We start from the raw sequence: 25,623 nt of genomic DNA, 5'->3' as shown, positions 1-25,623 counted from the left end.
CCTGTCACTCCAGCCAGGGTGGCGTGGGCAGGCCACGCTCACGCAGGAAGCCAGGATTGAACAGTTTTGATTGGTAGCGCGCCCCACCGTCGCACAGGATGGTCACCACCGTGTGCCCGGGGCCCAGGTCCCGCGCCACGCGGATGGCCGCCGCCACATTCAGCCCGGCGCTGCCGCCGACCGAAATCCCCTCATGCATCTGCAGGTCGAAGACCTGTTGCAGCATCTCGGGATCCTCGATGCGGATCGCGTCGTCGATCAGGTCGCGCGCCTGGGCCAGGTTGCCGGGCGCGCGGGCGGCCTGGCCGATGCCCTCGGTGATGGAATTGCCCTCCGCCTTCGGCGTGCCGGTCTTCACCCAGTCCAGCAGGCCGGAGCCGCCGGGATCGGCCAGCACGATCCGCACGCCGGGCTTCTTCGCCTTCAGCGCGCGGGCGACGCCGGCCAGCGTGCCGCCGGTGCCGCAGGCGCAGGTGAAGGCATCCACCTGGCCGCCGGTCTGGTTCCAGATCTCGGGGCCGGTGTTCTCCTCATGCGCGCGGGCATTGGCCAGGTTGTCGAACTGGTTGGCCCAGACCGCGCCCAGCTCCTCCGCCAGCCGCTTCGAATAGTGCACGTAGTTGCCGGGGTCGCTGTAGGGCCTAGCCGGGATCGCGCGCAGGTCGGCGCCGATCATGCGGAGGTAGTCCAGCTTCTCCCGGCTCTGGGTTTCCGGCACCACGATGACGCTGCGCCAGCCCATGGCATTGGCGGCGAGCGCGATGCCGATGCCGGTATTGCCGGCCGTGCCCTCCACGATGGTGCCGGGCTGGCCGGGCACCAGCCGCCCTTCCGCCATGGCGGCGCGCAGGATGCCGAGCGCGGCGCGGTCCTTCACGCTGCCGCCCGGGTTCATGAACTCCGCCTTGCCCAGGATCTCGCAGCCCGTCGCCTCGGAGGCACGACGCAGGCGGATCAGCGGCGTCTCGCCGACCGCACCCCAGAAACCGTCGGCGATGCGGGCCACCGCGGTCAGGCCTTCACCTCGACCCAGCGGAGATAGGGGCGCTCGGCCTCCCACCCCTGCGGGAACAGCGCCTTGGCCTGCTCATCCGGGATCGAGGGCGGGATGATGGCGCGGTCGCCCGGCCGCCAGTTCACCGGCGTCGCCACCTTCTTCCCATCGGTCAGCTGGAGGCTGTCGATGACCCGCAAAATTTCATCGAAGTTGCGGCCGGTGCTGGGCGGATAGACCATGAAGAGCCGCACCTTCTTCGCCGGGTCGATGACGAAGACGGTGCGCACGGTGATGGAGGGATCGGCCTCCGGATGCACCATGCCGTAGAGCGCCGCGACCTTCTTCTCGGGGTCCGCGATCATCGGGAAGTTCACCGCATGGCCTTGCGTATCGGCGATATCCGCCTCCCACCCCGCATGGCGGTCGAGGCTGTCCACCGACAGGCCGATGACCTTCACGCCGCGGCGGTCGAACTCCGGCTTCAGGCGCGCGGTCTCGCCGAGCTCCGTGGTGCAGACGGGGGTGAAGTCCTTCGGATGGCTGAACAGCACGCCCCAGGCATTGCCGAGCCATTCATGGAAGCGGATCTTGCCGTGGGTGGTCTCGGCCTCGAAATCCGGGGCCACCTGGCCGAGCTGGATGGTCATGGCGTCACCTTTTCTGCCTTGCGCGCCGCCTGCGGGGCGGGCCTTGGGTAACGATAAGGGCATTCCGAAGCCCGATTCCAGCGGCCCCGGAGGTCCGTTCCGGGCCGGCATGGGATCGTGCATGCTTGCTTTGCATGGCCGCGCCGCTTGCCTTCCCCCGGCCCGGCGGGATGGAGACGGAGAGGCGCGCGGAGGGCGCGAGATGGGGAAAAATATTCAGTTGCAGGGTGCGGGCCTGACCCCTTCGCTGGCGGAGCAGCTGGCCGGGATCGCGCTGGGCCATGTCGGGCAGGAATGGCCCCAGAAACTGGACCATGTGCTGACGGGGCCGGAGGATCTGCAACGGCCCGCCGCACTGCATCCCATCTTCCATGGCAGCTTCGACTGGCATTCCTGCGTGCATGCCCATTGGCTGCTGGCGCGGCTGCAAAGGCTGTTCCCTGGGCTGCCGGCCGCGCCGGCCATTCGCGCCCGCTTCGATTCCGCCTTCACGGCGCAGAATGTGGCGGGCGAGCGGGCCTATCTCGCCCGCCCCTCGGCGCGCGGCTTCGAGCGCCCCTATGGCTGGGCCTGGCTGCTGAAGCTGCATGCGGAGCTGGCGGGCAGCCCCTGGGAGGGCGTTCTGGCCCCGCTGGCCGAGGATTTCGCCGCGCGCTTCCGCGCGTATCTGCCCTGCGCGGACTACCCGGTTCGTGCCGGCATGCATGGCAATACCGCCTTCGCCCTGCTGCTGGCCGCGGACTGGGCGGAGGCGCATGACCCGGCGCTGCTCGCCCTGCTGCGGGAGACGGCCTGGCGCTGGTATGGTGCGGATGCCGATTGCCAGGCCTGGGAGCCTTCGGGCGAGGATTTTCTCTCGCCCGCCCTGGTCGAGGCGGCCTGCATGGCGCGTCTGCTGCCGCCCGCGCGCTTCGCGCCCTGGCGTGACGCCTTCCTGCCCCGCCTGGCCGCGCGGCAGCCGGCAAGCCTCTTCACGCCCGCCCGCGTCTCCGACCGACAGGATGGCCGGATCGTGCATCTGGACGGGCTGAACCTGTCCCGCGCCTGGTGCCTGCGTCGCCTGCTCGCGACGCTGCCGCAAGGCGATCCCCGCGCGGAGGCGCTGCGCGCGGCGGCGGCGGCGCATCTGGCGGCCAGCCTGCCGCATCTGGAGGACAGCTACATGGGCGCCCATTGGCTGGCCAGCTTCGCGCTGCTGGCGCTGGAGGGCTGAGCGCCCTCAGGCGCCGGGCGAGAGCCAGGGCAGCCGGAACTGCCAGAGCCCGGACCAGATGACGAAGAGCATCAGCCCGGCGCCGAGCGAATGCGCGCCCAGCAATCCCGCCGCGCCGATCCGCCCGCTGCGCCAGGCCAGCACGCTGACCCAGATGGCAATCGGGTAATAGAGCAGCGTGGCGCTGACCAGCCCCGGGGAATAGCTGTCCGCCATCAGGGTGGTGACCAGATGAAAGATAAAATTCCAGAAAAGATTACCGCTGGCCCAGCTCATGAAGAGGAAGGCGGAAATCGCGGAACGGCTGCGGGAGGCCCAGGCGGAGAGTCCCAGCAGAATGCACATGAAGAGGAGATTGTTCAGCAGGAATCCCCGGTCGTCCATCCGGGCCTGCATGTGCAGGGTCATCCATGCCGGGAATCCGGCCAGGAATTCCTCGGGGATATGGATCGCATAGGCGATCGGAAGGGCCCAGAGAAAGCGTTCGAACCGCAATGCCACCGCCATTGGCCAGGCGCCGCGCGACGATCCTGAAGTGTGGCCCGCCCCCAGCGGGGCGGGCCGCCGGGTTCAGGCCCGGAAATCCTCGACGGACTTGCCCTTGGCCAGGGCCTCGGTCAGCCAGCCGGGCCGGCGGCCGCGGCCGGACCAGGTGTCGCCCGTCGGCGAGCGGTACTTCACGGCCACCGGCTGGCCTGCATCCTTGCGCGGCTTGCGGCGCCCGGTGGCGGCGGAAGGCTCCTGCGGGCCGCGGCCATAAAGCTCCCCGACATCGATTCCCAATGCGGCGGCCTTCTGCGCGAATTCCTCCATCAGCGCCGCCTTGGCGCCTTCCAGCTTTTCCTGCCGCTTTTCCTCCGCCGCCGCGATGAGGGCGGTGAGTTCCGCAACGCTCAGGGCGTCGAGATTGATCGGTGATTTTTCGGCCATGTCCTGCATCCCAGTTCGCCTAGTGGAACTGCGCTACTCCGCTTTGCAGCATTTCGCAAGATTCGCGTGCAATGCGGCGCGCGGGCATTGGCCTGGGCGCAAAGATAATCACTTTGCGGGATTTCCGGAATTCGTCCAGCGCCGGATCGTATTGGAAATACCAAGCAGCCCATGCAGCGCGAAACGCGGGCGGATGCCGGGCGGCGGAATGGGAAGGGAGAATGGCGCACCCGGAGGGATTCGAACCCCCGACCAACGGAGTAGAAATCCGATGCTCTATCCAGCTGAGCTACGGGTGCGAAGCCGGGGTCAGTGGGACCAGTTCTCGCCGCGGCCGAACTTGAAATTGTCCGCATAGGCCTTCGGCTTGATATCGGCGCGGACCGTCGGCGGCTGGGCCAGCTCGTAGCGCCAGCCATGGCTCTCGGCATAGGCGATCGCCGCCTCCGCCGTGGGGAAGCGCAGCTTCACCTGGGCCCTTGTATCGCCGGAGCCGGGCCAGCCGGTCATCGGGTCCAGCCGCTTCGGCTCGCCGGGGGCGAATTCCAGCAGCCAGGCGCCGGCGCCGGCGCGGCCGGACTGCATGGCGGATTTGGGCTGGCGGTGGATGCGGGCAATCTGGCTGTCGCGCGACATGAGGCTGCGGTCTTCCTCGGAAGGCTTCGGGCTTGCGCCGCTTCCATACACAAAAGCGCGCCGCCTGTCGCCGGGGTGGCGACAGCCGCAGCCTGCCTGGGATCCGCTAACCAGCGGTCAAGTAACCAGCGATCAAGCCTCGCCGGCCGAAGATGCGCCCCCGCCCCGGAGGCCGCCTTGACCCAGCCCTTCCTTGCCCCGCCCCTGATTCTCTACGACCTGCCGGAAGCCGCGGTCTATGCCATCTATATGCTGGGCGCCGGCCTGCTGGCGGCACTGGCCTGCCGCCTGGTGGCGCCCAGGCTGTCGCTGCCCAGCGACAAGGCGCATCTCGACATGGCACTGCGCACCACCGCGGCCGTGGTCTCCGCCCTCACCCTCACCCTCGCCTTCTGCGCCATCCAGGCGCGCACCCAGCTGAACGAGGCGCAGAAGGTGGTGGGGGTGGAGGTCTCGGCCATCGGCGGCCTGGCCCGGATGGCGGATCGCCTGGGCGCGGCCGGCCTGCCGCTGCATGCCGGGCTTACCGCCTATCTGCGCAGCGTGATCGACCAGGAATTCGCAACCATGGCCGATCACGGCCGCCATGCGGAAACGCAGCGCCTGGCGGATGCCGTGGAACATGCCGGCTATGCCGCCGCCGCCAGCCTGTCGGATGTGATGGCGCAGGACCTGCTGCAGCAGCTGGACGAGCTGGATACGGCGCGGGAGGAGCGGCTGCGCCACGCCGAGGATGGCCTGCCCGGCGCCTTCTGGATGCTGATCCGGCTGCTGATGCTGCTGCTGATCGGCACCGGCGTGCTCTATCCGCCACGCGGCCATGTGCTGGCCATGCTGGCGATCCAGTCGGCGGGCGTCGCCGCGCTGATCGCCTTCGTCTTCCTGATGGACAAGCCCTTTCGCGGCTCGCTCTCGGTCTCCCCGGCCCCCTATGTGACCCTGCTGCAGGGCGTGACGCACCGGGCGGAGGTCTCGGCTGCCATCCGGCGCGGGCTGATGGTGGCGCAGCCGCCGGCCAATGCCGGCGCGGCCCGGCTGGCCGGGGATGACCTGTCGCCGCCCAGGCCCTAACTAGCCCTCCACTCATGGAGGGTTCGCGATGGCCTGGGTCTACCTGGCAGGTGCCGGATTGCTGGAGATCGGCTGGGCCATGGGGCTGAAGCACACCCACGGCTTCAGCCGGCTCTGGCCCTCGGTCTTCACCCTCGCCGCCATGGCGGCCAGCTTCTGGCTGCTGGCGCTCGCGCTGAAGACGCTGCCGATCGGCACCGCCTATGCCATCTGGACCGGCATCGGCGCGGTCGGCACCGCCATCCTCGGCATCTGGCTGCTGGGCGAGCCGGCCACCGCGGGGCGGCTCGCCGGCATCGCGCTGATCGTCGGCGGGATCGTCACGCTGAAGCTGGCGAGCTGAGCCCGCCAGCCCAGGGTCCTCAGATCGGCGCGCGGTTCTCCGCTCAGATCGGCGCGCGGTTCTCCGCGACGCGCCGATCATCCGCCTCCGCCATCATCGCCACCATCTCGGCAAAGCTGGTCTCCGGCGCCCAGCCCAGATGCTGCTGCGCCTTGGCGGCGGAGCCCACCAGCAGGTCCACTTCGGCCGGGCGGTAGAAGGCCGGATCGACGGCGACGATCACCTTGCCGGTCCTGCGGTCGCGGCCCGTCTCCGCCTCGCCCACGCCCTGCCACTGGATGTCGAAGCCCAGCGGCTCCGCCGCGCGCTCGACGAATTCGCGCACCGTGCGCGTCTCGCCGGTGGCCAGCACGAAATCATCGGGCTGATCCTGCTGCAGCATCAGCCACATGCCGCGCACGTAGTCGTCCGCATAGCCCCAGTCGCGCCGCGCATCGAGATTGCCGAGGCGCAGCACATCCAGCTTGCCGTGCTTCAGCAGCGCCAGGCTGTAGGTGATCTTGCGGGTGACGAAGTCGATGCCGCGCAGCGGCGACTCATGGTTGAACAGGATGCCGCTGGCGGCGTAGAGGCCGTAGCTCTCGCGGTAGTTCACCGTCAGCCAATGCGCATAGAGCTTGGCCACGCCATAGGGGCTGCGGGGGTAGAAGGGCGTGCCCTCCACCTGCGGAACCGCCTGCACCTTGCCGAACATCTCGGACGTGCTGGCCTGGTAGAAGCGCGTGTCGCCGCCCGCCTTGCGCACCGCCTCCAGCAGCCGTGCCGGGCCGAGCGCATCGATCTCGGCGGTGTAGATCGGCTGTTCGAAGGACAGGCCGACGAAGCTCTGGGCGGCCAGGTTGTAGACCTCGTCCGGCTTCACCTTGTCGAAGGCGCGCAGGATGTTGCTCAGCTCATAGAGGTCGAGGTCGACCCGCTCCACCTGGTCCTCGATGCCCAGCTCGCGCAGCCGGCCGTCATTGGAGGAGGAGGAGCGGCGGAAGGTGCCGGCCACCTTGTAGCCCTTGGACAGCAGCAGCCGGGCCAGATAGGCGCCGTCCTGGCCGGTGATGCCGGTTACCAAAGCAGTCTTCGTCATAGGCTTGTCTCCACGGCCGCGGCCGCATTGCACTCAAGGTGGGGGCACTGAAGGGGTGGTCTGCAATCCCCGTGGCGACAACGCGCGAAGGCGCCGCGGGATGCAGGGGTAGGGATCGCGCCGCGGCTGCTTCAGTGCGGCGGTCGCTGCAGCAGCGCCTGGTAGTCGGGCGCCGGGAAGGCGTGCGGCGGGGGCCGGCACAGCGCGGGGGTTTCGGCGATGCGCCGCAGGAACTGCGCCGCCGCGGCGACATCGGGCTCCGCCCAGGCGGCGCCGGGCACGTCGTAGGTGGCCTGCAGATCCTCAGCCGGCCGCAGTTGCACCGGCACCGCATGCGCCCCGGGCGCATCCATGAAGTCCAGGTTGCCGGACCAGCCGGTGGCCACCACCGGCCGGCCGAGCGCCAGGGCTTCCGCCAGGGTGAAGCCGAAGCCTTCCGCCCGGTGCAGGGAGACGAGCACGTCGCAGGCCAGGATCAGCGCGGAAAGCTCGCTCTCCGGCAGGCTGGCATCCAGCACGCGGACATTGGGGCGGGCCGCGGCCAGCTCCGCCACCTCGCGCCAGGCCTCCCCGGCGCGGGCCGTATTGTGCACCTTGAGCAGCAGGATCCGGTCCGGGTCGTCGCCGAAGGCCGCGCCATGCGCGGCGATGGCCGCCGCCGGGTTCTTCCGCGCGATGGAGGACGCGGCATCGAAGACCTGCAGCGCGACGAAGGCGCCGGGCGGCAGGCCGAAGGCGTCCCGCCCCAGCGCGGCCGGCGCGGCGGGCAGCACCGGATAGGGCACGATCCGCACCGGCACGCGGCTGCTTCCGACAGGGCCGGAAAAGGCCTCCGCCGTGAAGCGGGAGCCGGCCCAGATCTCGTGGCAGCAATCGAAGCCGCGCCGCCAATCGGCCGGCAGCACCGGCAATTCCCAGTTCCAGACCGCGATCACCCGCTTGCCCGCCACCACCTGCCGGCCGAGTTCCACCAGCGCCCAGGGCAGCATGGGCCCGTTGACATGCACCAGCAGCGTGCCGGGGCCCGGCGCCACATCCCGCGCCGTCCCCTGCCCCGGCGCCACCGGCCCCTGGCGCAGCGGGCCGGTCAGGTCGATCTGCGCCGCCGCCAGGCCGCGCGTGGCGAGCCCGGCCTGCAGCCGCCGTGCGGCGGTGCCGAGGCCGCTCATCGCGCTGAAATAGCCGGCATGCGCCAGCGGGCCCTGGCCATCCGGCGCCGGCCGCGCGATGCGCGGCGCGCGCAGCGCCATCAGCCCGAACAGCGCCTCCCGCCGCATCCGGCGCGGCAGCAGGCTCCAGCCGCGGTGCAGCAGGCTCAAGCCGGGTTCCTCGCCTCGGCCGCCGTCGCGGGCTTCACCGCCTCGAAGACCCGCAATTCGGCATCGGCGCCGGGGATGCGGACCTCGTGCTCGCGCAGGGTGAAGCCCACCGATTCGATCAGCTCCGGCAGGTCCAGCCCGAAATCGGTGAAGACCAGCGCGCCGCCCTCCCGCACCGGGTCGCCGTGATAGGCGGCCGGCAGCAGGTGTTTCAGACCCTGCGGGCCGAGCCGCGTGCGGGTCACGCTGTGCCGCAGGTCGCGGTTCTGCGGGATGGTGAAGATATGCGCCCCCCCCGGCCGCAGCACGCGGAAGGTCTCGGCGAAGCCGCGCCGCGGGTCCGGCACATGCTCCATCACGTCCTGGCTCAGCACGATGTCGAAGCTCTCATCCGCGAAGGTCAGCCGCGTCACATCCTCGCAGCGCACGCCCTGCGGGCCCGTCTGGCCCGGCGGCACATCGTCGAAGTATTCGGAGGAGGAATAGCCGCCCCAGCCGCGCAGCGTCTCCGCGATGCCGCCGACGAAGCCCAGCTCATGCAGCCGCAGCGCCGGCTCCCCGCGCCGCAGCTCGGCCAGCGATTCCTCGCCGCCCTGGCCGAAGCGGTCGAGCAGCACGCGTGCCACCGCCTGGCTGCGGCCGAGCGCGAAGCAGCTGGTGCAGCGGATCGATTCGCGCAGATCTGCACCCTCGATCGGCGTCAGCCGCGCGGAGCCGCAGACGGTGCAGCGCCGCGTGTCGAAGACCTGCGCGGCGGCGCGCCGCCCGGCGCTGCGGGAGAAGCGCCGCCGCACCAGCGCCGCGCCCGCCTCGGACAGCGCCGCGCAGCGCGCCGGGTCGCGCAGCAGTGCGAGCGCCGCGGCGGCCAGCGCGGTCGGGCTTTCCTCGACCAGCGCCTCCGTGCCGGGCTCGAGGCCGATGCCCTCCGCCCCCACCGCGGTGGTCACCACCGGCACGCCGTTCTGCAGCGCCTGCACCACCTTGCCCTTCACCCCCGCGCCGTAACGCAGCGGCGCCAGGTTCAGCCGGGCCTCCTCCAGATAGGGCTCGACCTTCGGCACCTGGCCGGTCACCACCACGCGCGGCCCGGCCAGCGCCTGCACCTCGGGCGGTGGCGCGTAGCCGACCAGCACCAGGCGGGCCTCCGGCTCCTCCTGCCACACCTCGGGCATCACCTCGTTCACCAGCAGCAGCGCGGCATCGACATTGGGCGTATGCGGGAAGCCGCCGACGAAGACGACGTCGCGCCGCGTCGCGAAATGCGCCGCCTCATGCGCGCGGATCTCGTGGTCCTCGAAGAAATAGGGCGGGATGGCCAGCACCTCGCGCCCCGGCACCAGGGTGCGGATCAGCGCGGCCTCCGCCTCGCTCGGCGTGGTCACGCGGTCCACCGCGCGGAAGATCCCGGTCTCCACCGCCTCCATGCGGTCGGCCTCGGCATGCAGCGCCGGATCCTCCCGCAGCTCCGCCTCGCGCCGCATGCGCTGGTGGTGCAGGTCGTGGGTGTAGTAGGCGAGCAGGGCCTTGCTATGCGCCCGCACCGGGCCGATCAGCCGCTGCGCCACATCGGGCCGGGCCAGCCAGACGGCATGCAGATGGCGGCCATGAGCGGCCAGCCAGTCCTCCGCCGTCTTCGGCGCGCGCACCAGCTCGATGCCGCGCATCTCCAGCGCCTCCGCCGCCGGGCCCTCGGCCAGGCCATCGATCGGCGCGAAGACCACGCGCCAGCCGGAGGCCGCCATCAGGTCCAGGTAGCGGAACATGGTGACGTCGCCGGCATGGCGGTCCGGCCGCGGCACGGCATGGTCCACCACCAGCAGCACCGGCCCCTCGCCCGCCGCGTGGCGCAGCTCGAATTCATCGCCGCGGTCCCAGGGGTGCTTGCGTAGCACATCGGCGAAGCGCGCGGTGAACTTGGCGTGGTTGGCCGAGGACAGCCGGTCCCGTGCCTCCGCGCCGTAGGAGGCGCTGCCGAGGTGCACGACGCGGCTGCGCGGCTCGTAGATCACGGACAGGCCCCGCGCGCGGGCGCGGAAGGCGAGGTCGAATTCCTCGTAGAAGGCGGGCGCGTAGTGCTCGTCGAAGCCGCCCAGCGCGTCGAAGACCTGCCGCGCCATCAGGAAGCAGGCGCCGGTGACGCAATCGACCTCGCGCCGATAGGTATAGGCGCCGTCCGCGGCGCTGGCATCGCGGCCGATCGGGTAGCCCCAGCCATTGCCGCAGATGCGCCAGCCGGCGTCCTGCACCGTGCCGTCGCGGTTCAGCAGCATGCCGCCGACCAGGCCGGCGCGCGGCACCGTCTCCGCCACCTCGACCAGCGCGGCGAGCCAGCCGGGCTGCACGATCGTGTCGCTGTTCAGGAAGCACAGGTGCCGCCCGCGCGCCGCGGCGGCGCCGCGGTTGCAGCTGCGCAGGAAGCCGAGGTTCTCGGCATTGGCCAGGCGCTGCAGGCCGGGGCTTTCGGGGATGGCGGGCAGCACGGGATGGGCCGGGTCGTCATCGACCAGCACCACCTCGAAGCTCGGCCCGCCATCCCGCGTCGCGACCAGGGAGCGCAGGCAGGCCTCCAGATCCGCCAGGCCCCGATAGGCCGGGATGATGACGGAGACGGCGGGCGCCGCGACCGCCGGGAAGGCGATGGGCAGGTCGCCATGCGCGGCGGTGAAGTCCTGGCGCAGGTCGCGCTTCGGCGGCGGCGGGGGCGCCGGCGCGACGGCAGGGGCGACCTCGAAGACGGTCGGCGGTGCGATCGCCTCCGCCACCGGCGCTTCCCCCGGGGGCGCCGCTGGGGGCGCCGCGGGGGCTTCCAGGATGGGGGCCGGCTCGGGCGCGGCCAGGCGCAGCCGCGCCTGGTTCTGCCGCCATTGCTGGTAGCGCGTGCCGAGCTGCAGGGTCGCGGTCCACCAGGCCAGCTTCACGCCGCGGCCCAGCATGCGGGCGGCCCCAGGGTGCCGCCGGCCGAACCAGCGCAGCGGGCCCAGCGCGCGCCAGCCGGTGCTGGTGTGGATATTGTGCAGAAGGTTCAGCAGATGCGCCTCATGCGCCTCCGCCCGCGCGCGGGCCTGCTGGACGGCATGCAGCCGGGCATGCGCATCGGCCTCCTGCCGCGCCAGCTCGCCGCGCGCGGTCTCGCGCTGCTGGCGCAGCGCCGCCTCCATGGCCGCGGCGCCGCCGCGGCGCGCCTCGTCGCGCTCCATCACCGTCCGGCGCTGCTGCAGCTCCACCGCCTCGCGCCGGGCGCGCTCGGCTTCGAGTGCCTCTGCAAGGGCCAGCTTCTCGGCGGCGTGACGCGCGGCCTCCGCCTGGCTGGCCCGCGATTGCGGCGCCAGCGCCTCCAGCTCCTGCCGCAGCCGCGCGGCTTCGGCGCGGGCCGCGTCGCGCTCGGCGACCACGGTCTCCAGCTGCGCCTGGGTGGCGGGGAAGCGGGTCGCCGCCTCCATCACATCATGCACGCGCCTGCGGTCGAGATAGGCGGAGGAGGCGAGCGGCGGCAGCGCGCCATCGCCGGCCAGGCCCAGCAGGTAATGCGGCCGCGCCAGGCCGGAGGTCGCCTCGATCACCTCCGCCGAGCGGCGCTCATAGCTGCGCCAGCCCGGCTCGGCGCCGGCGATGACGGAGCCCAGCGCCGGGCGCTGCCGCAGCACCTGGCTGGCGGCGAAATGGCGCGAGAGCAGGGTGCCGAACTCGGCCTCCGTCAGCTCCAGCACGTGATAGGGGTTGGGGTCGCTGCCGGCGGCCGAATAGACCATGCGTTCCGGCGTGCTGACCAGGAACAGCCCGCCCGGCCGCAGCACGCGCCGCACCTCGGAGAGGAATTTCGCCTGGTCCGGCAGATGCTCCAGCGTCTCGAAGGAGACGACGAGGTCGATGCTGGCATCGGGCAGCGGCAGCGCCAGGGCGTCGCCCTGGAGGAAGCGCAGCTTGTCGGAGGCATATTGCGCCTTCGCGTGGTCGACCGAGTCCTGGTCGATCTCGACGCCCACGACACTGCGCGCCAGCGAGGCCAGGATGGCCGCGCCATAGCCCTCGCCGGAGGCGACATCCAGCACGTCCAGCCCATCGCACAAGTCACGCGCGATGCAGTAGCGGTGCAGGTGCTCGAATTCGATCTGACCCTGCACCGAACTCGTCATGCGTTCCCCAGTGAAGGGAAGCGACTGGCGCGGTTGCAGAAAGCGGAAGTTGCCGTCCGCGCGCGTATGGACTTGAACTTCCGGCGATCTATTTAGCACAATATCGTGATCCCCCAAAACCGCATCAGGCTCGATTGGTGAGACTGATAGGTTCTAGGGCGCCGCGCCGCCAGAGGTCTTTGCCATCCGTCTCGCTTGGCCTAAGGCACCGCCCAGGCCGCGGGACCCCCCGCGGCGGTCTTCGGTTGGATGGTGCAATGGATTTCCGCGGCCCGGATGCCTCCCCCTCGCTGCTGGTGGATCTCCGCAACTGCTATGAGGGTTTTGCAGGCATTCCGCAGGAATTGAGGCTGCTCTTCGCCCATTTCAGCGAGATGCCCTTCGGGCGCCTGGCGGGCCTCGCCTCCGGCATTCACCACCGCGCCCCGCGCGAACGGGCGCCGCGTTCGGCCTACGAGAACGTGATGCAGCAGACCCGCATGATCATCGCCCAGGACAGCAAGCGGCACCCCCTGCCCCTGCCGCTGCGGCTGCTGCCCGGGCGACTGCGGAACCGGATTCTCTATCCCTTCTCCGCCTTGGTGACAGCGCATCGGCCGGAGACGCTGGACCGGCCGATCGACCGGGAGATGTTCGAGGACTATCTCTGGACCAAGCTCTTCGACAAAACCCTGCCGCCCGAGCGCCGCGACATCATCGGCCGGGCGCAGTTCTTCGCCACCGAGCTGGGCCATGAGAATGCGCGGCATCTCGCGATGCTGCCGAAGCCCTTCGCGAAGAAGCTGGACAGCACGGGATGGGACCTGTTCTTCGCTGCCAGCGTCTCGCCCTATCGGATCCCGGCCAGTACGCAGATGGTGGTGCGCTATTACGACGCCCTGCCGCTGACCAGCCCGCATACCATCGGCGATCCCTGGCCGCATGCCACCAGCCATGGCCGCATGATGGCGCGGAACATGGAAGCCGGCGCCACCTTCGTCTGCGACTCGGAGCCGGTGCGGGAGGATGTGCTGAAGCTCTTCCCCGAGGCGGAATCGCGCGTGCTGACCATCCCCGCGCTGCTGTCCGCCGAGTTCCGGCCGGAGTCCATCGCCTGGCCGATGGTGCAGGAGATCCTGGCCCGTCGCGCCAGCCCGAAGACCGGCGGTGGCGTGAAGCCGCCGGCCGAGGGCACGCGGCTGGTGATGGCGGTCTCCACGCTGGAGCCGCGCAAGAACTACATGAAGCTCTTCGAAGCCTTCGAGATGGCGCAGCAGATGAGCCAGGTGCCGATGCGCCTGGTGGTCGTGGCCAATCCCGGCTGGCGCTCGGATGCCGAGATGGCGGCGCTGAAGGGGCTGGTGAAGCGCGGCGCGGCGCATCACCTCTCCGCCGTGCCGCTGCCGGAGCTGCGACGGCTCTACTCCGCCGCGCATTGCGTGGTCAGCCCGAGCCGGGCCGAGGGCTTCGACTATTCGGGCGTGGAATCCATGGCCTGCGGCACGCCCGTCATCGCCTCCGACATCCCGGTCCACCGCTGGGTCTATGGCGAGGGCGCGGAGTATTTCGACCCCTATAGCGCGGAAGCGATGGCCGAGCTGATCGCGCAATTCGCCGAGCTGCCGGCGCAGGAGGGCTATCTCGCCCAGCTCGGCGCGACGGGGCTGCGCCAGGCCCGGCTCTACAGCCCGGCCACGCTGATGCCGCGCTGGGAGGAGCTGCTGATGCGGCTCGGCCGCGCGAAGCGGGGCTGACTCAGCGCCAGCTTCGCGGCTGGCGCGGCGCGGGCGCCAGTACGATGTCGTCGTCGGTGGCCCAAAGGTTCGGATTGACGAAGGGGTCGTGCTGCATGGCCTCCGGCCAGCGCTGCATCACCCAGGCCTGTTCCCTCTCGAAGCGGGCGATGCGCGCGGGGTCGCCGGCATCGGCGCGGGTCGCGGATTCCAGGTGCAGCAGCTCCGCATGCGGCGTGAACAGCACGCGGTAGCCCTGCGCGCGGGCGCGGATGCAGATCTCGATATCGGACCATTCGAGGGCCAGGTGCTCGGCCTCGAAGCCGCCAAGCGCTTCGAAGGCGCGGCGCGGCATCGCCATGCAGGCGCCGGTGACGGCACCCACGTCCCGCACCACCGCGAGCTGGCCGAGATAGCCGGGGTCGGTCGCCTGGGCGAAACGCTGGATGTGCTTCGCCGCGCCATCCGGCCCCAGCGCCACGCCGGCATGCTGCACCCGCCCATCGGGATAGAGCAGCTTGGCGCCGACCACGCCGATGCCCGGCCGCATCGCCTGACCTGCCAGCTCGCCAAGCCAGCCGGGCTGCGCCATCACCGTGTCGTTGTTCAGGAAGACCAGCACCTCGCCGCGCGCCTCGGCGGCGGCCTGGTTGTTTGCGGCGGACCAGTTGAAGGGGCCGGGGCGGTGCAGGATTCGCACGCGCGGATCGGGCCGCAGCTTCTCCAGCAGCGCCAGCGCATCCGGCTCCGTGCTGCCGGTATCCACCAGCAGGATCTCCAGCGACGGGTGGTCCGTGCGGTGCAGGATGCCCTCGATGCAGGGGCCGAACAGGTCGGCGCGGTCGCGCGTCGGGATGATGATCGAGACCAGCGGCGGCGTGCCGCTGAAGACGGCGGGCGCGGTGCGGGTTTCCAGTGGCGCCGGCGCGGCGCGGTGCAGCAGCACAGCCGGGATGTGGCGCACCGCCTCCGGCCGGGCCAGCGCCACCTGCCGCACCATCGCCAGCGCCGTGCCGGGCTGGGCGAGGCGCGACCGGCGCAGGAAGAACGGCCGGCCCACCGAATCCAGCGATCGCAGCGGCTCCGGGCTCCAGCCAGGCTTGAAGCGCGGCGCCATGCGCTGGCCGCCGGGCGCGATCGCATCCTCATCGGCAAAGACCAGGTCGAGATCGGGCTGCGCCTGCAGGGCGATGGCGACCTCCGCCAGCGCCTCCGGCGCCAGCGCGTCGCCGGGGTCGAGCAGGGTGAGAAACTCACCCTCCGCCGCGGCGATCGCCTCGGCGAGGGTGGTGCCCACCGGCTCCACGGGCGCCTCTCCGGCCCGCCGCAGCCCATCCCGCAGCGCCGCCCGCCGGCCCTCCGGCACGGCGAGGCAGAGCTGCCAATTCGCGAAGATCTGGGCCCGCAGCGCGCGCAGGCTGTGCAGCGCCGGCAGCACCGGCCCCTCCCCCAGCGCCAGGCAGACGGAGATGCGCGGCCCCTCTCCGATCCGCGCGCGGATCGCCGCGACATCCGCCTCGTCGAGCGTGGCGAAGCATTGGATCCAGAGGCGATAGGCGGCGGCATCCTGCAGGCTGGCGCCCTGCGGATGGGCCAGGGTGAAGTCGGGCGTCGCATCCGCGGCCACCGCTTCCTCCGCCAGCCGCGCCAGCGCGGCTGGCGTCAGCCCGGGCTGGGACGCATGCCGGCCGAACTCGGAGGAGGCGATGAGGCCGGCCGCCGCGGCCTCCCACCCCATCCCGCCGCGCAACGCCGCGACCAGCCCGGCCAGCCCCGCCGCATCCGGCGCGCGGCCGAGGGCGAGGCGATAGAGGGCGAAGATCCGGGGCGCGAGACGGCGCAGCTCCTCCATCGAGTCGAAGGGCCCGAGGCCGGGGCTGGATGAGGACATGGGCAGGCCGCCTTGAAGTCACGGGGCGTGAGGTAGCGGCCAGCCCGCCCGCGCGGCAAGCATCGGACCGATAGCGGACCAGCATCGCAGCCGGCCATGACTTGCACCGCGCCCCCCGCTTCAGCTGCCGCTGGTGCTCACAACCGCGCGAGGTCTTGGGCCCATCGGCGAATGGCCGGCCGGGACAAACCCGGTGTGCGGCCGAGGCTTGACCCCGCCCCGCCCTGTCGCGACCCTTCGGCCCATGGAGGAGCCGAGCATGACCGAAGACCTTGAGAAACTGGCGAAATGGCGCGGCTTCGTGCCGGATGAGGAGCTGGAGACCTATCGCAAGGGCGGCTTCGCGCGGCGCATCGGCATCGGCCGCCGCCCCGCCCTGCTCAACATCGACACCACCTACATGTTCGTCGATCCCGCCTATTCGCAATGCGGGCGGGAGGATCCGGCGCTGATCGCGGCGCTGACGCGGCTGACGGCGCTGTTCCGCCGCCTCGACCTGCCGATCTACTACAGCCGCCGCGACGACCGTCGGCACCCGAGCTATCGTGGATTGTGGAACCTGAAGCTCGGCACCGCGAACGACCACCAGTACAGCCGCGACCCGCGCGCCGATGAATGGCCCGAGGCCTATGCCCCGCGCGAGGCGGATCGCGTGGTGATGAAGAACAAGCCCTCCTGCTTCTTCGCGACCCCGCTGGAGGCCTTCCTGCGCTATGATGAGGTGGATACCGTCATCATCTGCGGCGTCTCCACCAGCGGCTGCGTGCGGGCCGGCGCCATGGACGCCTTCAGCCACAACTTCCGGACCGTGCTGGTGGAGGAGGCCTGCGGCGACCGCAGCCCCAGCGCGCATCGGGCGAACCTGTTTGACCTCGACATGAAGTTCGCCGATGTCGAAAGCCTCGACTACGTCGAGCGGGAGTTGAACGCGCGCTTCGGCATGGCGCGCGCGGCGGAGTGACGGCTACAGCCTGGTGACGCCGATCATGCCGTCGCGCGTCACCAGTCCCGCCAGCCGGGCCTCGTCCCAGCCCTCGGTGCCGGCGGGGCGCTGCGGCACCACCAGGTAGCGTAGCTCCGCATTGCTGTCGTGCACGCGCAGCTCCACCCCCGGCGGCAGGGTGGTGCCGAATTCGGCCAGGATGCCGCGCGGGTCGCGCACCGCGCGCGCCCGGTAGGCGCGGGATTTGTACCAGGCGGGTGGGCGGCCGAGGATGCTGCGCGGGTAGCAGGAGCACAGCGTGCAGACCACCAGGTGATGGCGCGTCTGCGTGTTGAACAGCGCGGCGAGCTTCGTGCCCGCCGCATCGAGGCCGAGTTCCGCCGCCGCCGCCACGGCATCCGCCTGCAGGCGCTGCGCATAGGCCGGATCGGTCCAGGCGCGTGCGACGATCGCGGCGCCGTTATGCGGGCTGCGCGCATCCATGCGCGCGATTTCCTCCCGGATCTCGGCCGCGGTCAGCACGCCCTTGGCCAGCAGCAGGTTGCGCATGGCAAGGCCCCGTAGCCGCAGCGGAGACAGGCGCTCCTCCGCCGCGTCGTGATCCGCCTGGTAGGGGTGATGTTCGTGGTCGTGGTCATGGTCGTGATCATGGTCGTGATCATGGTCGTGATCATGGTCGTGATCATGGCCGTGATCGTCATGGTGGTTGTGATGATCCTCCACCACGTCGAGGCCCGCGTCGCGCAGCCGCGCCTCCTCGGCCAGCAGCTCGGCCTCCGGCACCACGCCCTTCGAAACCATCAGGCTGGAAAAGGCCAGGATCCAGCGCTCGTAATAGGGCATGGCCCAATAGGTCGCATCGTCCAGCTGTTCCTGCACCCGCCGGCTTTCATCCGTGGTGAAAAGGCGGCGCTTCGCGTCCGACAGCAGCATGCGGATCGCATCCGCCTCCTTCTCCCAATGCGCGGCCTCGTGCTCCGCGCGGATCACGGGGCCGTCGAAGCGGCCGCCGGCGTCGTGCGGCGGGTGGTTCGGGGGCAGCTCGGGCATCGGGCGCGTCCTCTGGAATGCAGCCGGTACGCTAATCGGACCCCAGCGTCATCGGAAGCCTCGACAGGGCGGCGCTCATTGGCGAAGGTCGGAAAAACAACCGGGAGACCGATGGGAATGACCACCAAGAAGCTGGGCCGCCGCACCCTGCTGGCCGCCGGCGGCGCCACGCTGGCCGCCCCCGCACTGGCACAGCCCGCCTGGCCCAGCCGCGACCTGCGGATGATCGTCCCCTTCCCGCCCGGCGGCACCACCGATGTGGTGGCCCGCCTGGTGGCCCAGGCGATGCGGGACCGGCTGGGCCGCGCCGTGGTGGTGGAAAACCAGCCCGGCGCGGGCAGCACCACCGCCGCCGGCCGCTTCGCCCGGGAAGGCGACGACCATGCGATGTTCGTCTCGCAGATCGCCTCGCACGGCATCGCGCCCGCGCTCTACCGCAACCTGACCTACAATGCGGAGACGGATTTCCGGGCCCTGACGCTGATGGTGACGGTGCCGAATGTCTGGGTCGCCCATCCGGGCAAGGTGCCGGGCGGCGATGTGCGGGCCTTCCTGCGCGATGCCAGAGCACGGCCCGGGATGCGCAACTTCGCCTCCGCCGGCAATGGCACCTCCACCCACCTGACCGGGGAGCTGATCAACCAGCAGACCGGCGCCGGGCTGCAGCATGTGCCCTATCGCGGCGCCGGGCCGGGCATGGTGGCGGTGATGGGCGGGGAGGTCGACAGCTTCATCGACAACCTGCCCACCGCCCTGCCGCAGATCCGCGCCGGCACCGTGGTGCCGCTGGCCGTCACCTCCGCCACCCGCCTGCCGGAGCTGCCGGATGTGCCGGCACTCGCCGAGCTGGGGGCGGAGTTCAACCTGGTGGGCTTCTCCTCCGAGGCCTGGTTCGGCCTGCATACCCATCGCAGCGCCTCGGATGCCGTGGTGCAGCGGATGGGGGATGCCGCCCGCGCCGCGCTGTCCGACCCCGCCATGCAGGCCCAGCTGGCGGAGCGTGGCACCCAGCCGCGGCCGGTGCCCTCGGCGGAATATGCCGCGCTGGTGACGGCGGAGCTGGCCCGCTGGCGCCAGGTCGTCCAGCAGGGCAACATCCTGGTGCAATAGAGCCTGATCGCTTGAGGTTGGCTTCAGCCGAAAGCGTGAATCAGCCTCTCCAACAGCATCCGGGGTATGACTTGCCTGACCTGATCGAAGACCTTCTGGGCCTGGCGCCGGACAGCCCGCTGGGGCTGCTCCGCCGCCGGCGCCCGGAGGCGCTGCGCCATGCCGAGGGCGCCTATCGTGAATTGCTGCTGCCGGAGGATCCCGGCGGGCTGAGCCTGGCCGAGCGCGCGGCGCTCGCCCGCCACGTGGCGCAGCGCGAGGGCGATGCGGCGCTGGCCGCGCATTTTGCCGGGCTTTCCCCTTCCCCCGCCCCCTCCCCGCGTCTGGACGCGCTGCTGGCCTATGCGGAGAAGACGGCGATGGCGCCGGAATCCACTTCCAAGGCGGATATCGATGGGCTGGTGGCGCTCGGCCTCACCTCCCGCGACATCGTGGCGGCGACGCAGCTGATCGCCTTCGTGCCCTACCAGGTGCGGCTGCTGGCCGGGCTGCGCGCCCTGATGCAGGAGAAGGCCGCATGAGCCGCTTCACCCTGAAGCCGGTCGGCTGGCGCCCGCGCCTGGCCCCCGTGAAGGCCGAGACCGCGACGCCCGAACAGCTCGCGGCGCTGGAGGCCTGCCCGCCGGCGCAGCGCCGGTCCACCTATTTCCTGACGCTGGCGCATGACCCGGGCTCGCTCGGCGAGCGTGGCGCGCTGTTCAATATCGTCATGTATGCCGAAGGCGGGCTGGATCGCGCGGATCGCGAGCTGTCCACCGCCGTGGTCTCCATGGTGAATGGCTGCGTCTTCTGCACCTCGGTCCATGCCAAGCGCTTCGTGGAGCTGACCGGCGAGGAGCCCGCCATGCAGCGCCTGCTGGATGAGGGCTGGGCCGCCGAGCCCGATCCGCGCCGCAAGGCGGTGGCCGATTTCACCGAGGCGCTGACCCGCGCCCCCGGTGCCGTCACCGCTGCCCATCTGGCGCCGCTGCGCGCGGCGGGGCTGGACGACCTCGAGATCCTGGACCTGATCCATTCGGTCGCGATGTTCGCCAATGCCAACCGGCTGATGCTGACGCTGGGCGATCCGCTGCTGCCGCGCGGGATGTAGCCCTCAGTTGATCTGCGCGCCGGAGATGCGCACCAGCTCCGCGTGGCGGACCAGCTCCTCCCGCAGATAGGTGGCGAGGCGTTCCGGCGTGCCGCCGCCATCGAAGGCCATGCCGGCGGCCTCCAGCCGCTGGCGCGCCACCGGGTCGGCCAGGACCTCGTTCGCCAGGGCGTTCAGCCGCGCCACCACGGCCGGCGGCGCGCCGCGCGGCAGCATCAGGCAGAACCAGGTGCCGAAGGCGAGGCCGGGCATGCCGAGCTCCGCCGTGGTCGGCACATCCGGCAGCTGCGGCACGCGGCTGTCCGCGAAGACCGCGATGGCGCGCACCCGCCCGGCCTCGACCAGCGGCTTGGCGCCGGTCACCAGGTTGAACATCGCCTGGATGCGCCCGGCGACGAGGTCCGTGGTGGCCGCCGCCGGCGCCGCATAGGGCACATGGGTCAGCTGCGTCCCGGTGCGGGAGGCGAAAAGCTCCGCCGCCAGATGCATCGAGGACCCATTGCCCGTGGTGCCGTGGTTGATGCGGCCCGGATTGGCCTTGGCATAGTCGGTGAAGCTGGCGAGGTCGCGCACCGGCACGTCGTTGTTGACGGTGAGGATATTCGGCACGCTGCCGATCAGCACCACCGGCGTGAAATCGCGCACCGGGTCGAAGGGCATGTCGCGATACATGGCGGGGTTGGTCGCCAGGGTGCCGGCCCAGCCCCAGAGAATGGCATGGCCATCCGGATCCGACCGTGCCGCCGCATTGGCGCCGATATTGCCGGCCGCGCCGCCCCTGTTCTCCACCACCACCGGCTGCGGCAGGCGCTTTTCGAGTTCCTGCGCGAAGATGCGCGCCAGCGTATCCGCCGTGCCGCCGCCCCCGGGCGCCGGCACGATCAGCCGCACCGGCCGCGTCGGCCAGGCCGGCTGCGCCGCGGCGGGCATGGCCACGGCCAGGGCCGTGGCGGAAAGCAGCGTGCGGCGGCTGAGGCTCATGACGGCATCCTCTCTCGGGAGGATGACGCTAGGGCCTGCCGCCGCCTGCCATCAATAGCCCCGCTGGGGCTCCACCCGGTTCGGCGCGGGCTGGCCTGCCCGCATCGCGAGCAGGTTGCGGAACAGGATGTCCAGCGTGTCGTCATTATAGGTGGCGGGATCGTCGGAGGAGACGTGGGGCACCACCAGCATCCCCGGCGTGCGCCACAGCCGATGGCCCGCCGGCAGCGGCTCCGGCACCGCGACATCGGTCACCACGCCGTCCAGCGCGCCGGCCTCCAGCGCATCGCAGACCGTATCCTGGTCCCAGACCGCGCCGCGCGCCATGTTCACCAGCTTGGCGCCGCGCGGCAGCAGGCCGATGCGGCGGCGGTCGATCAACCCGCGCGTCTCCGGCGTCAGCGGGCAGGCCAGCAGCAGGAATTCGGCGCGCGGCAGCACCGTGTCCAGCGCCGCGGTGGTCACCACCTCGTCGCAATGCGGATGCGGCTGCGCGCTGTTGCGCACGCCGATCACCTTCATGCCGAAGGCCTTCGCATGCTTCGCCGCCGTGCCGCCGATGCTGCCGAGACCCACGATGCAGACGGTGCGGCCAGCGAGCGTCGAGCCGAAGCGCTTGGACCAGCTCTCGGCCCGCTGTTGCGTGCCGAAATAGGGGATGTGGCTGGCCAGCATCAGCAGCGACATCAGCGCGAATTCGCCGGCCTTGGCCGCATGCGCGCCGCGATTGTTCAGCAGCACGATCTCGGGCGGCAGCCAGTCGAAGGGCGAGAGGCCATCGAGGCCGGCGGAGGTGCAGGCGATGACCTTCAGCTTGGGCGCGATTCCCGGCAGGGCGCCGACCGGGAAGCGCGCCTTCACCACGCGGGTCCAGGTCAGCAGGACCTCGGCTTCCGCCATGGCGGCGGCGAAGCCGGCATCGTCATCGGCATAGGAGATGACGGGCTGGCCGATCTCGGGGTGGCGGGCCAGGGCGGCGGCGACCTGGGCGGGCGTGACCGGGAAGAGCGTCTCGCCCGCCGGATTCTGGATGTGCATGCGCATGGGCGGCACCCTCGCAGGCCGCGCCGCCGCGTCAAGCCACCCAGGCGCCGTCGCGCGCCACCAGCCGCCCGGCATGGAAGACGAGGCCGCGCGGCGGGTGCTGGCCGATCGCCTCCGGCACGTTCTCCGCCGGGATGCTGAACAGATTGGCCGGATGGCCCTCCGCGATGCCGTGCTGGGCGATGCCCAGCACCAGGGCGCCCTCGGTGGAGACCATGCCGAAGAGCACCTCCAGCAGCGGATCGGTGCGCAGATCCTCGCGCCAGCCGATCACCGCCGCGCGCTCCAGCATGTCGCCATTGCCATAGGGGCTCCAGGTGTCGCGCACATCGTCATTGCCGCAGAAGACGCGCACACCCTCGCGCTTCAGCAGCATCAGCGGCGGCAGGGTGGCGCCGCCGGCACCGTGGGTGACGAGCGAGACGCCCGCCTCCGCCATCAGCGCCGCCGCCGCCTTCTGTTTCGATTCGCCGATGCCGCCGAGGCAGAAGCCGTGGCTGATGGTGACATGGCCCTGCATCGCCGCGGCCTTGGTGCGGGCGCAGATCTCCTGCAGGCTGTAGAGGCCGAGCTCGCCGGGTTCGTGCAGATGGATGTCGATGCCGACCCCCCGCCGCGCCGCGATGGAGAAGAGTCCGTCGAGCTGGCCGGAGGGGTTGCGATCCACCTCGCAGGGATCGATGCCGCCGAGCAGATCCGCGCCGTCCTTCAGCGCCGCCTCCAGCAGGTCCAGCATCGGCGCGCCGCCCTGGCGCATGACGCCCGCCTGCGGGAAGGCCACCACCTGCACCGTCACCGCATGGGCATGCGCCGCCTTCGCCTCCAGCACGCCCTGCAGCGCGGTCAGGCCGAAATCCGGCGTGATATCGGCATGGGTGCGGATATGCGCGGTGCCATGGGCGACACAGCGGCGGATCAGCGCGCCGGCGCGCTCCGCCGTGGGCAGGGGCAGGCTGGGCAGCAGGCGCTGGTCCGTGTCGATGCGGCTCTGCCGGAAGGGCTCCGCCGCATGCGGCTGCCAGGGCAGGCCGAACAGGGTCTTGTCCAGGTGCATATGGCCATCGACCAGGCCGGGCAGCAGCAGGGCGCCCCCGAGGTCCAGCACCTCCGCCGCCGGCGGGTCGGGCGCCTCCGGCGGCAGGATCGCTTCGATGCGGCCGCCGGCAATGGCGAGGCGCCTCGTGCTGCCATCGGCCAGGCGGCAGTTCGTCAGCAGAAGGTCGGTCATGGCGCGGCTTCCTGTCGGTCGAAGGGCCATGAAAGACGCCATGGCGGGATGGGGGAAGGCCTGGCTCAGCCCTCCGCCGGGCCGGGCCACAGCAGGACCAGCAGCAGCGCCGCGCCGGCCAGCCACAGCGCGATGATGAATGCCGCCGCCACCCGGCTGACCGGCCGCGCCACCTGGCGCTCCGCCTGCGCCCGGAACGCCGCCATCAGCGCCGGCGGCACCAGCCGCACCGCCAGCAGGATGCCGAGCGGCAGCAGGATCGCCTCATCCAGCAGGCCGAGCACGGGGATGAAGTCCGGGATCAGGTCGATGGGCGACAGCGCATAGGCGGCGATGGCGGCGCAGAGCAGCTTGGCCAGGACCGGCACGCGCGGATCGCGGGCGGCGATCCACAGCGCGACGACATCCCGCCGGATGGCCTTCGCCCAGGATTTGAGGCGCTGCAGCAGGGCGGGCCTCCGCTGGAGGAATCGGGGTGCCCGGAATCGAACCGAGGACCTCCTGTACCCAAAACAGGCGCGCTACCAGGCTGCGCCACACCCCGTCCGGCGGATACCTACGGGCCGGGGCGATCCAGGGCAAGGGTTACGGGTGGTGTCAGGGCGCGGTGCCGAAGATGCGGTGCAGCACGCGGTCGCCGACGCGGATGTCCAGCTTCTCCGTGATTCCCGCCTGCAGCTCCAGCGTCGCCCGCACCGGGCCGCGGCTGTCCACCGGGGTCAGGCTATAGGGCACGGTGCGTTCGGCGATGCGGTGGACGCGGCCATCGGCGGCGATGAAGACCATGTCGAGCGGCGCGATGGTATTGCGCATCCACATGCTGCTCTCGCGCGGCTGGCCCCAGTCGAAGAGCATGCCCTCATCGGCGCCGACACTCGGGCGGAACATCAGGCCGATCATCTGATGGTCGGGGCTGACGGCCATTTCCACCTGGAAGGTGTGGCGGGTTCCGTTGCGGGTGACGATCACCAGCGGCTCCGTCGGCAGCTTCGGCTGCGGGCGGTCCACGCCGGGCTGGGCCAGCGCCGGGGTGACGGCCGAAAGGCCAAGGGCGGCGAGCAGGGGGCGGCGTGTGATCATGCGGGCAGCTTAGCAGGCTCCGGCAGGCCTTCCAGAGTGCGGGCCGCCAGCGCCCGGATTTCCGGCCGCACCGGGCCGGGCCGCGGCGCATCGGCGATCGAGGTGAACCAGGACTCGGGCGGGTTGCGGCCGGCGGCGCGAGTCCAGGCCAGGCCGCGCAGCACCGCCTCCGCCCCGGCTGGGATGCGGGGCGGGATCGGCAGGCAGTTCAGCGTCGCCCAGACGCCCGCCCAGCAGCGCGCGACCGACCAGGGGTTGTAGCCGCCGCCCCCCAGCACGATCAGCCGCGGCGCCAGGCCCATCAGCGCGGCCACCACGGCGCGATGCGCGGCGTTCGACAGCGCCAGGCGAGACAGCGGATCCTCCGCGATCGCATCCGCGCCGCATTGCAGCATGACCGCCTGCGGCCGCCGCTGGCGCAGGATGGGCAGGACGGCGTGGCGGAGCAGAAAATCCATCTCGCTGTCGTTGAAGCCTTCCGGCACCGGCAGGTTGCGGGCATGGCCCCCTGCCCGGTTCTCCACGGGCCCGCTATTCGGCCAGCGCCCATCCTCATGCACCGAGACGGTGAAGACCCGCGGATCATCCGCGAAGGCCGCCTCCACCCCGTCTCCGTGATGCGCGTCGATATCCAGGTACAGGATATTGTCCAGGCCCAGGTCGAGCCAGGTCATCAGGCCCAGCACCGCATCGTTCAGGTAGCAGAAGCCGCTGGCGCGGTCCGGCTGGCCGTGATGGGTGCCGCCGCCCGGCACATGCACAACACCACCTTCCGCCGTCAGCGTTGCGGCCAGCATCACCCCGCCGGCGCCGGTGGCCGGGCGGGAGAAGACCTCGCGGTAGACCGGATTGCCATCTGCGCCGATGCGGTGGCGGTCGCGATGCGCCGGGTCCACGGCCTGCGTCGCCTCCGCCTGCATCAGCGCGGCGATGTAGTCCGGCGTATGGAAGCGGGTAAGCTGGTCGGGCGTCGCGCGCGGGCTGTCCAGATATTGCCCCGGCGCCACCCAGCCCATGGCCTGGACCAGGTCCAGCATGGTGGAGACGCGGGGAATGGCCAGCGGATGTTTCGGGCCGTAGGTGGAGCCGCGATAGATTTCGGAGCCGATGAGGAGGGGGCGCATGCC

24 protein-coding genes and 2 tRNA genes are annotated in these 25,623 nt (G+C 71.2%); 8 read left to right on the top strand and 18 right to left on the bottom strand.

Features of this window, described 5'->3' with window-relative positions:
• Positions 1-4: 4 nt before the first annotated feature.
• A complete protein-coding gene (locus ACTIF1_RS02940) occupies positions 5-1,006 on the bottom strand; it encodes a cysteine synthase A (RefSeq protein WP_439594872.1) in 1,002 nt (333 codons plus the stop codon).
• A gap of 5 nt (positions 1,007-1,011) precedes the next feature.
• The gene (locus ACTIF1_RS02935) at positions 1,012-1,644 is read right to left on the bottom strand and encodes a peroxiredoxin (RefSeq protein ID WP_439594871.1); all 633 of its coding nucleotides are present in this window, start codon (positions 1,642-1,644) and stop codon (positions 1,012-1,014) included.
• A 202-nt stretch (positions 1,645-1,846) separates the two neighbouring features.
• Between ACTIF1_RS02935 and ACTIF1_RS02930 the strand changes: the two genes are divergently transcribed.
• On the top strand, positions 1,847-2,857 hold the full coding sequence (locus ACTIF1_RS02930; RefSeq protein ID WP_439594870.1) for a DUF2891 domain-containing protein: 1,011 nt from the start codon (positions 1,847-1,849) through the stop codon (positions 2,855-2,857).
• Between the two features lie 6 nt (positions 2,858-2,863).
• On the opposite strand, the gene ACTIF1_RS02925 is transcribed toward ACTIF1_RS02930, so the two are convergent.
• From ACTIF1_RS02925 to ACTIF1_RS02910, 4 genes are all read right to left on the bottom strand, one after another.
• Positions 2,864-3,352 carry an HXXEE domain-containing protein gene (locus tag ACTIF1_RS02925; RefSeq protein ID WP_439594869.1) on the bottom strand — a complete coding sequence of 163 codons (489 nt, stop codon included), beginning with the start codon at positions 3,350-3,352 and terminating at the stop codon, positions 2,864-2,866.
• A 75-nt stretch (positions 3,353-3,427) separates the two neighbouring features.
• The gene (locus ACTIF1_RS02920) at positions 3,428-3,787 is read right to left on the bottom strand and encodes an H-NS histone family protein (protein WP_439594868.1); all 360 of its coding nucleotides are present in this window, start codon (positions 3,785-3,787) and stop codon (positions 3,428-3,430) included.
• Positions 3,788-4,009: 222 nt separating this feature from the next.
• Positions 4,010-4,086: transfer RNA gene (locus ACTIF1_RS02915), tRNA-Arg, on the bottom strand.
• A 10-nt stretch (positions 4,087-4,096) separates the two neighbouring features.
• Positions 4,097-4,423: an ETC complex I subunit gene (locus tag ACTIF1_RS02910; protein ID WP_439594867.1), complete on the bottom strand. Its 327-nt coding sequence runs from the start codon at positions 4,421-4,423 to the stop codon at positions 4,097-4,099.
• Between the two features lie 177 nt (positions 4,424-4,600).
• On the opposite strand from ACTIF1_RS02910, the gene ACTIF1_RS02905 reads away from it, so the two are divergent.
• Positions 4,601-5,494: a hypothetical protein gene (locus ACTIF1_RS02905; RefSeq protein ID WP_439594866.1), complete on the top strand. Its 894-nt coding sequence runs from the start codon at positions 4,601-4,603 to the stop codon at positions 5,492-5,494.
• Between the two features lie 28 nt (positions 5,495-5,522).
• Positions 5,523-5,837, top strand: coding sequence for a quaternary ammonium compound efflux SMR transporter SugE (gene sugE / locus ACTIF1_RS02900; RefSeq protein WP_439594865.1), 315 nt, complete (start codon positions 5,523-5,525; stop codon positions 5,835-5,837).
• 43 nt (positions 5,838-5,880) lie between these two features.
• Here the strand turns inward: sugE and gmd are convergent, their stop codons facing one another.
• From gmd to ACTIF1_RS02885, 3 genes are all read right to left on the bottom strand, one after another.
• The gene (gene gmd / locus ACTIF1_RS02895) at positions 5,881-6,915 is read right to left on the bottom strand and encodes a GDP-mannose 4,6-dehydratase (RefSeq protein ID WP_439594864.1); all 1,035 of its coding nucleotides are present in this window, start codon (positions 6,913-6,915) and stop codon (positions 5,881-5,883) included.
• A gap of 131 nt (positions 6,916-7,046) precedes the next feature.
• Entirely contained in the window at positions 7,047-8,234 is a 1,188-nt protein-coding gene (locus tag ACTIF1_RS02890; RefSeq protein ID WP_439594863.1) for a glycosyltransferase, read from the bottom strand.
• Positions 8,231-12,367, bottom strand: a complete 4,137-nt coding sequence (locus tag ACTIF1_RS02885) for a methyltransferase domain-containing protein (protein WP_439594862.1) — start codon at positions 12,365-12,367, stop codon at positions 8,231-8,233. The genes ACTIF1_RS02890 and ACTIF1_RS02885 overlap by 4 nt, the downstream gene beginning before the upstream one ends.
• Positions 12,368-12,624: 257 nt before the next feature.
• Between ACTIF1_RS02885 and ACTIF1_RS02880 the strand changes: the two genes are divergently transcribed.
• Positions 12,625-14,100 carry a glycosyltransferase family 4 protein gene (locus tag ACTIF1_RS02880; RefSeq protein WP_439594861.1) on the top strand — a complete coding sequence of 492 codons (1,476 nt, stop codon included), beginning with the start codon at positions 12,625-12,627 and terminating at the stop codon, positions 14,098-14,100.
• A gap of 1 nt (position 14,101) precedes the next feature.
• Here the strand turns inward: ACTIF1_RS02880 and ACTIF1_RS02875 are convergent, their stop codons facing one another.
• Positions 14,102-15,970 carry a glycosyltransferase gene (locus ACTIF1_RS02875; RefSeq protein WP_439594860.1) on the bottom strand — a complete coding sequence of 623 codons (1,869 nt, stop codon included), beginning with the start codon at positions 15,968-15,970 and terminating at the stop codon, positions 14,102-14,104.
• A gap of 259 nt (positions 15,971-16,229) precedes the next feature.
• Between ACTIF1_RS02875 and ACTIF1_RS02870 the strand changes: the two genes are divergently transcribed.
• A complete protein-coding gene (locus tag ACTIF1_RS02870) occupies positions 16,230-16,931 on the top strand; it encodes an isochorismatase family protein (RefSeq protein WP_216836315.1) in 702 nt (233 codons plus the stop codon).
• Between the two features lie 3 nt (positions 16,932-16,934).
• Here the strand turns inward: ACTIF1_RS02870 and ACTIF1_RS02865 are convergent, their stop codons facing one another.
• Positions 16,935-17,963, bottom strand: coding sequence for a nitrile hydratase subunit alpha (locus ACTIF1_RS02865; protein WP_439594859.1), 1,029 nt, complete (start codon positions 17,961-17,963; stop codon positions 16,935-16,937).
• A gap of 117 nt (positions 17,964-18,080) precedes the next feature.
• Between ACTIF1_RS02865 and ACTIF1_RS02860 the strand changes: the two genes are divergently transcribed.
• From ACTIF1_RS02860 to ACTIF1_RS02850, 3 genes are all read left to right on the top strand, one after another.
• Complete coding sequence (locus ACTIF1_RS02860; protein ID WP_439594858.1) at positions 18,081-19,073, top strand: Bug family tripartite tricarboxylate transporter substrate binding protein; 993 nt, start codon at positions 18,081-18,083, stop codon at positions 19,071-19,073.
• Positions 19,074-19,144: 71 nt separating this feature from the next.
• A complete protein-coding gene (locus tag ACTIF1_RS02855) occupies positions 19,145-19,594 on the top strand; it encodes a CMD domain-containing protein (RefSeq protein WP_439594857.1) in 450 nt (149 codons plus the stop codon).
• A complete protein-coding gene (locus tag ACTIF1_RS02850) occupies positions 19,591-20,163 on the top strand; it encodes a peroxidase-related enzyme (RefSeq protein ID WP_439594856.1) in 573 nt (190 codons plus the stop codon). Before ACTIF1_RS02855 ends, ACTIF1_RS02850 begins: the two co-directional genes overlap by 4 nt.
• 3 nt (positions 20,164-20,166) lie before the next feature.
• On the opposite strand, the gene ACTIF1_RS02845 is transcribed toward ACTIF1_RS02850, so the two are convergent.
• The 7 genes from ACTIF1_RS02845 to ACTIF1_RS02815 all read right to left on the bottom strand — a co-directional run bounded on the left by ACTIF1_RS02845 (position 20,167) and on the right by ACTIF1_RS02815 (position 25,620).
• Entirely contained in the window at positions 20,167-21,144 is a 978-nt protein-coding gene (locus ACTIF1_RS02845; RefSeq protein ID WP_439594855.1) for a Bug family tripartite tricarboxylate transporter substrate binding protein, read from the bottom strand.
• A gap of 51 nt (positions 21,145-21,195) precedes the next feature.
• On the bottom strand, positions 21,196-22,188 hold the full coding sequence (locus tag ACTIF1_RS02840) for a D-2-hydroxyacid dehydrogenase (RefSeq protein ID WP_439594854.1): 993 nt from the start codon (positions 22,186-22,188) through the stop codon (positions 21,196-21,198).
• A gap of 31 nt (positions 22,189-22,219) precedes the next feature.
• Entirely contained in the window at positions 22,220-23,416 is a 1,197-nt protein-coding gene (locus ACTIF1_RS02835) for an amidohydrolase (protein WP_439594853.1), read from the bottom strand.
• A 65-nt stretch (positions 23,417-23,481) separates the two neighbouring features.
• Complete coding sequence (locus ACTIF1_RS02830; RefSeq protein ID WP_439594852.1) at positions 23,482-23,784, bottom strand: YkvA family protein; 303 nt, start codon at positions 23,782-23,784, stop codon at positions 23,482-23,484.
• Positions 23,785-23,886: 102 nt separating this feature from the next.
• Positions 23,887-23,960 (bottom strand) — tRNA-Pro (locus ACTIF1_RS02825).
• Positions 23,961-24,013: 53 nt separating this feature from the next.
• Positions 24,014-24,496 carry a DUF192 domain-containing protein gene (locus ACTIF1_RS02820; protein ID WP_439594851.1) on the bottom strand — a complete coding sequence of 161 codons (483 nt, stop codon included), beginning with the start codon at positions 24,494-24,496 and terminating at the stop codon, positions 24,014-24,016.
• Positions 24,493-25,620, bottom strand: a complete 1,128-nt coding sequence (locus ACTIF1_RS02815) for an acetoin utilization protein AcuC (protein WP_439594850.1) — start codon at positions 25,618-25,620, stop codon at positions 24,493-24,495. The genes ACTIF1_RS02820 and ACTIF1_RS02815 overlap by 4 nt, the downstream gene beginning before the upstream one ends.
• Positions 25,621-25,623 lie beyond the last annotated feature (3 nt).

The sequence above is a fragment of the Falsiroseomonas sp. genome (assembly GCF_051860665.1).
Lineage (GTDB): Bacteria > Pseudomonadota > Alphaproteobacteria > Acetobacterales > Acetobacteraceae > Falsiroseomonas.
This window is presented reverse-complemented; position numbering and strand designations above follow the sequence as displayed.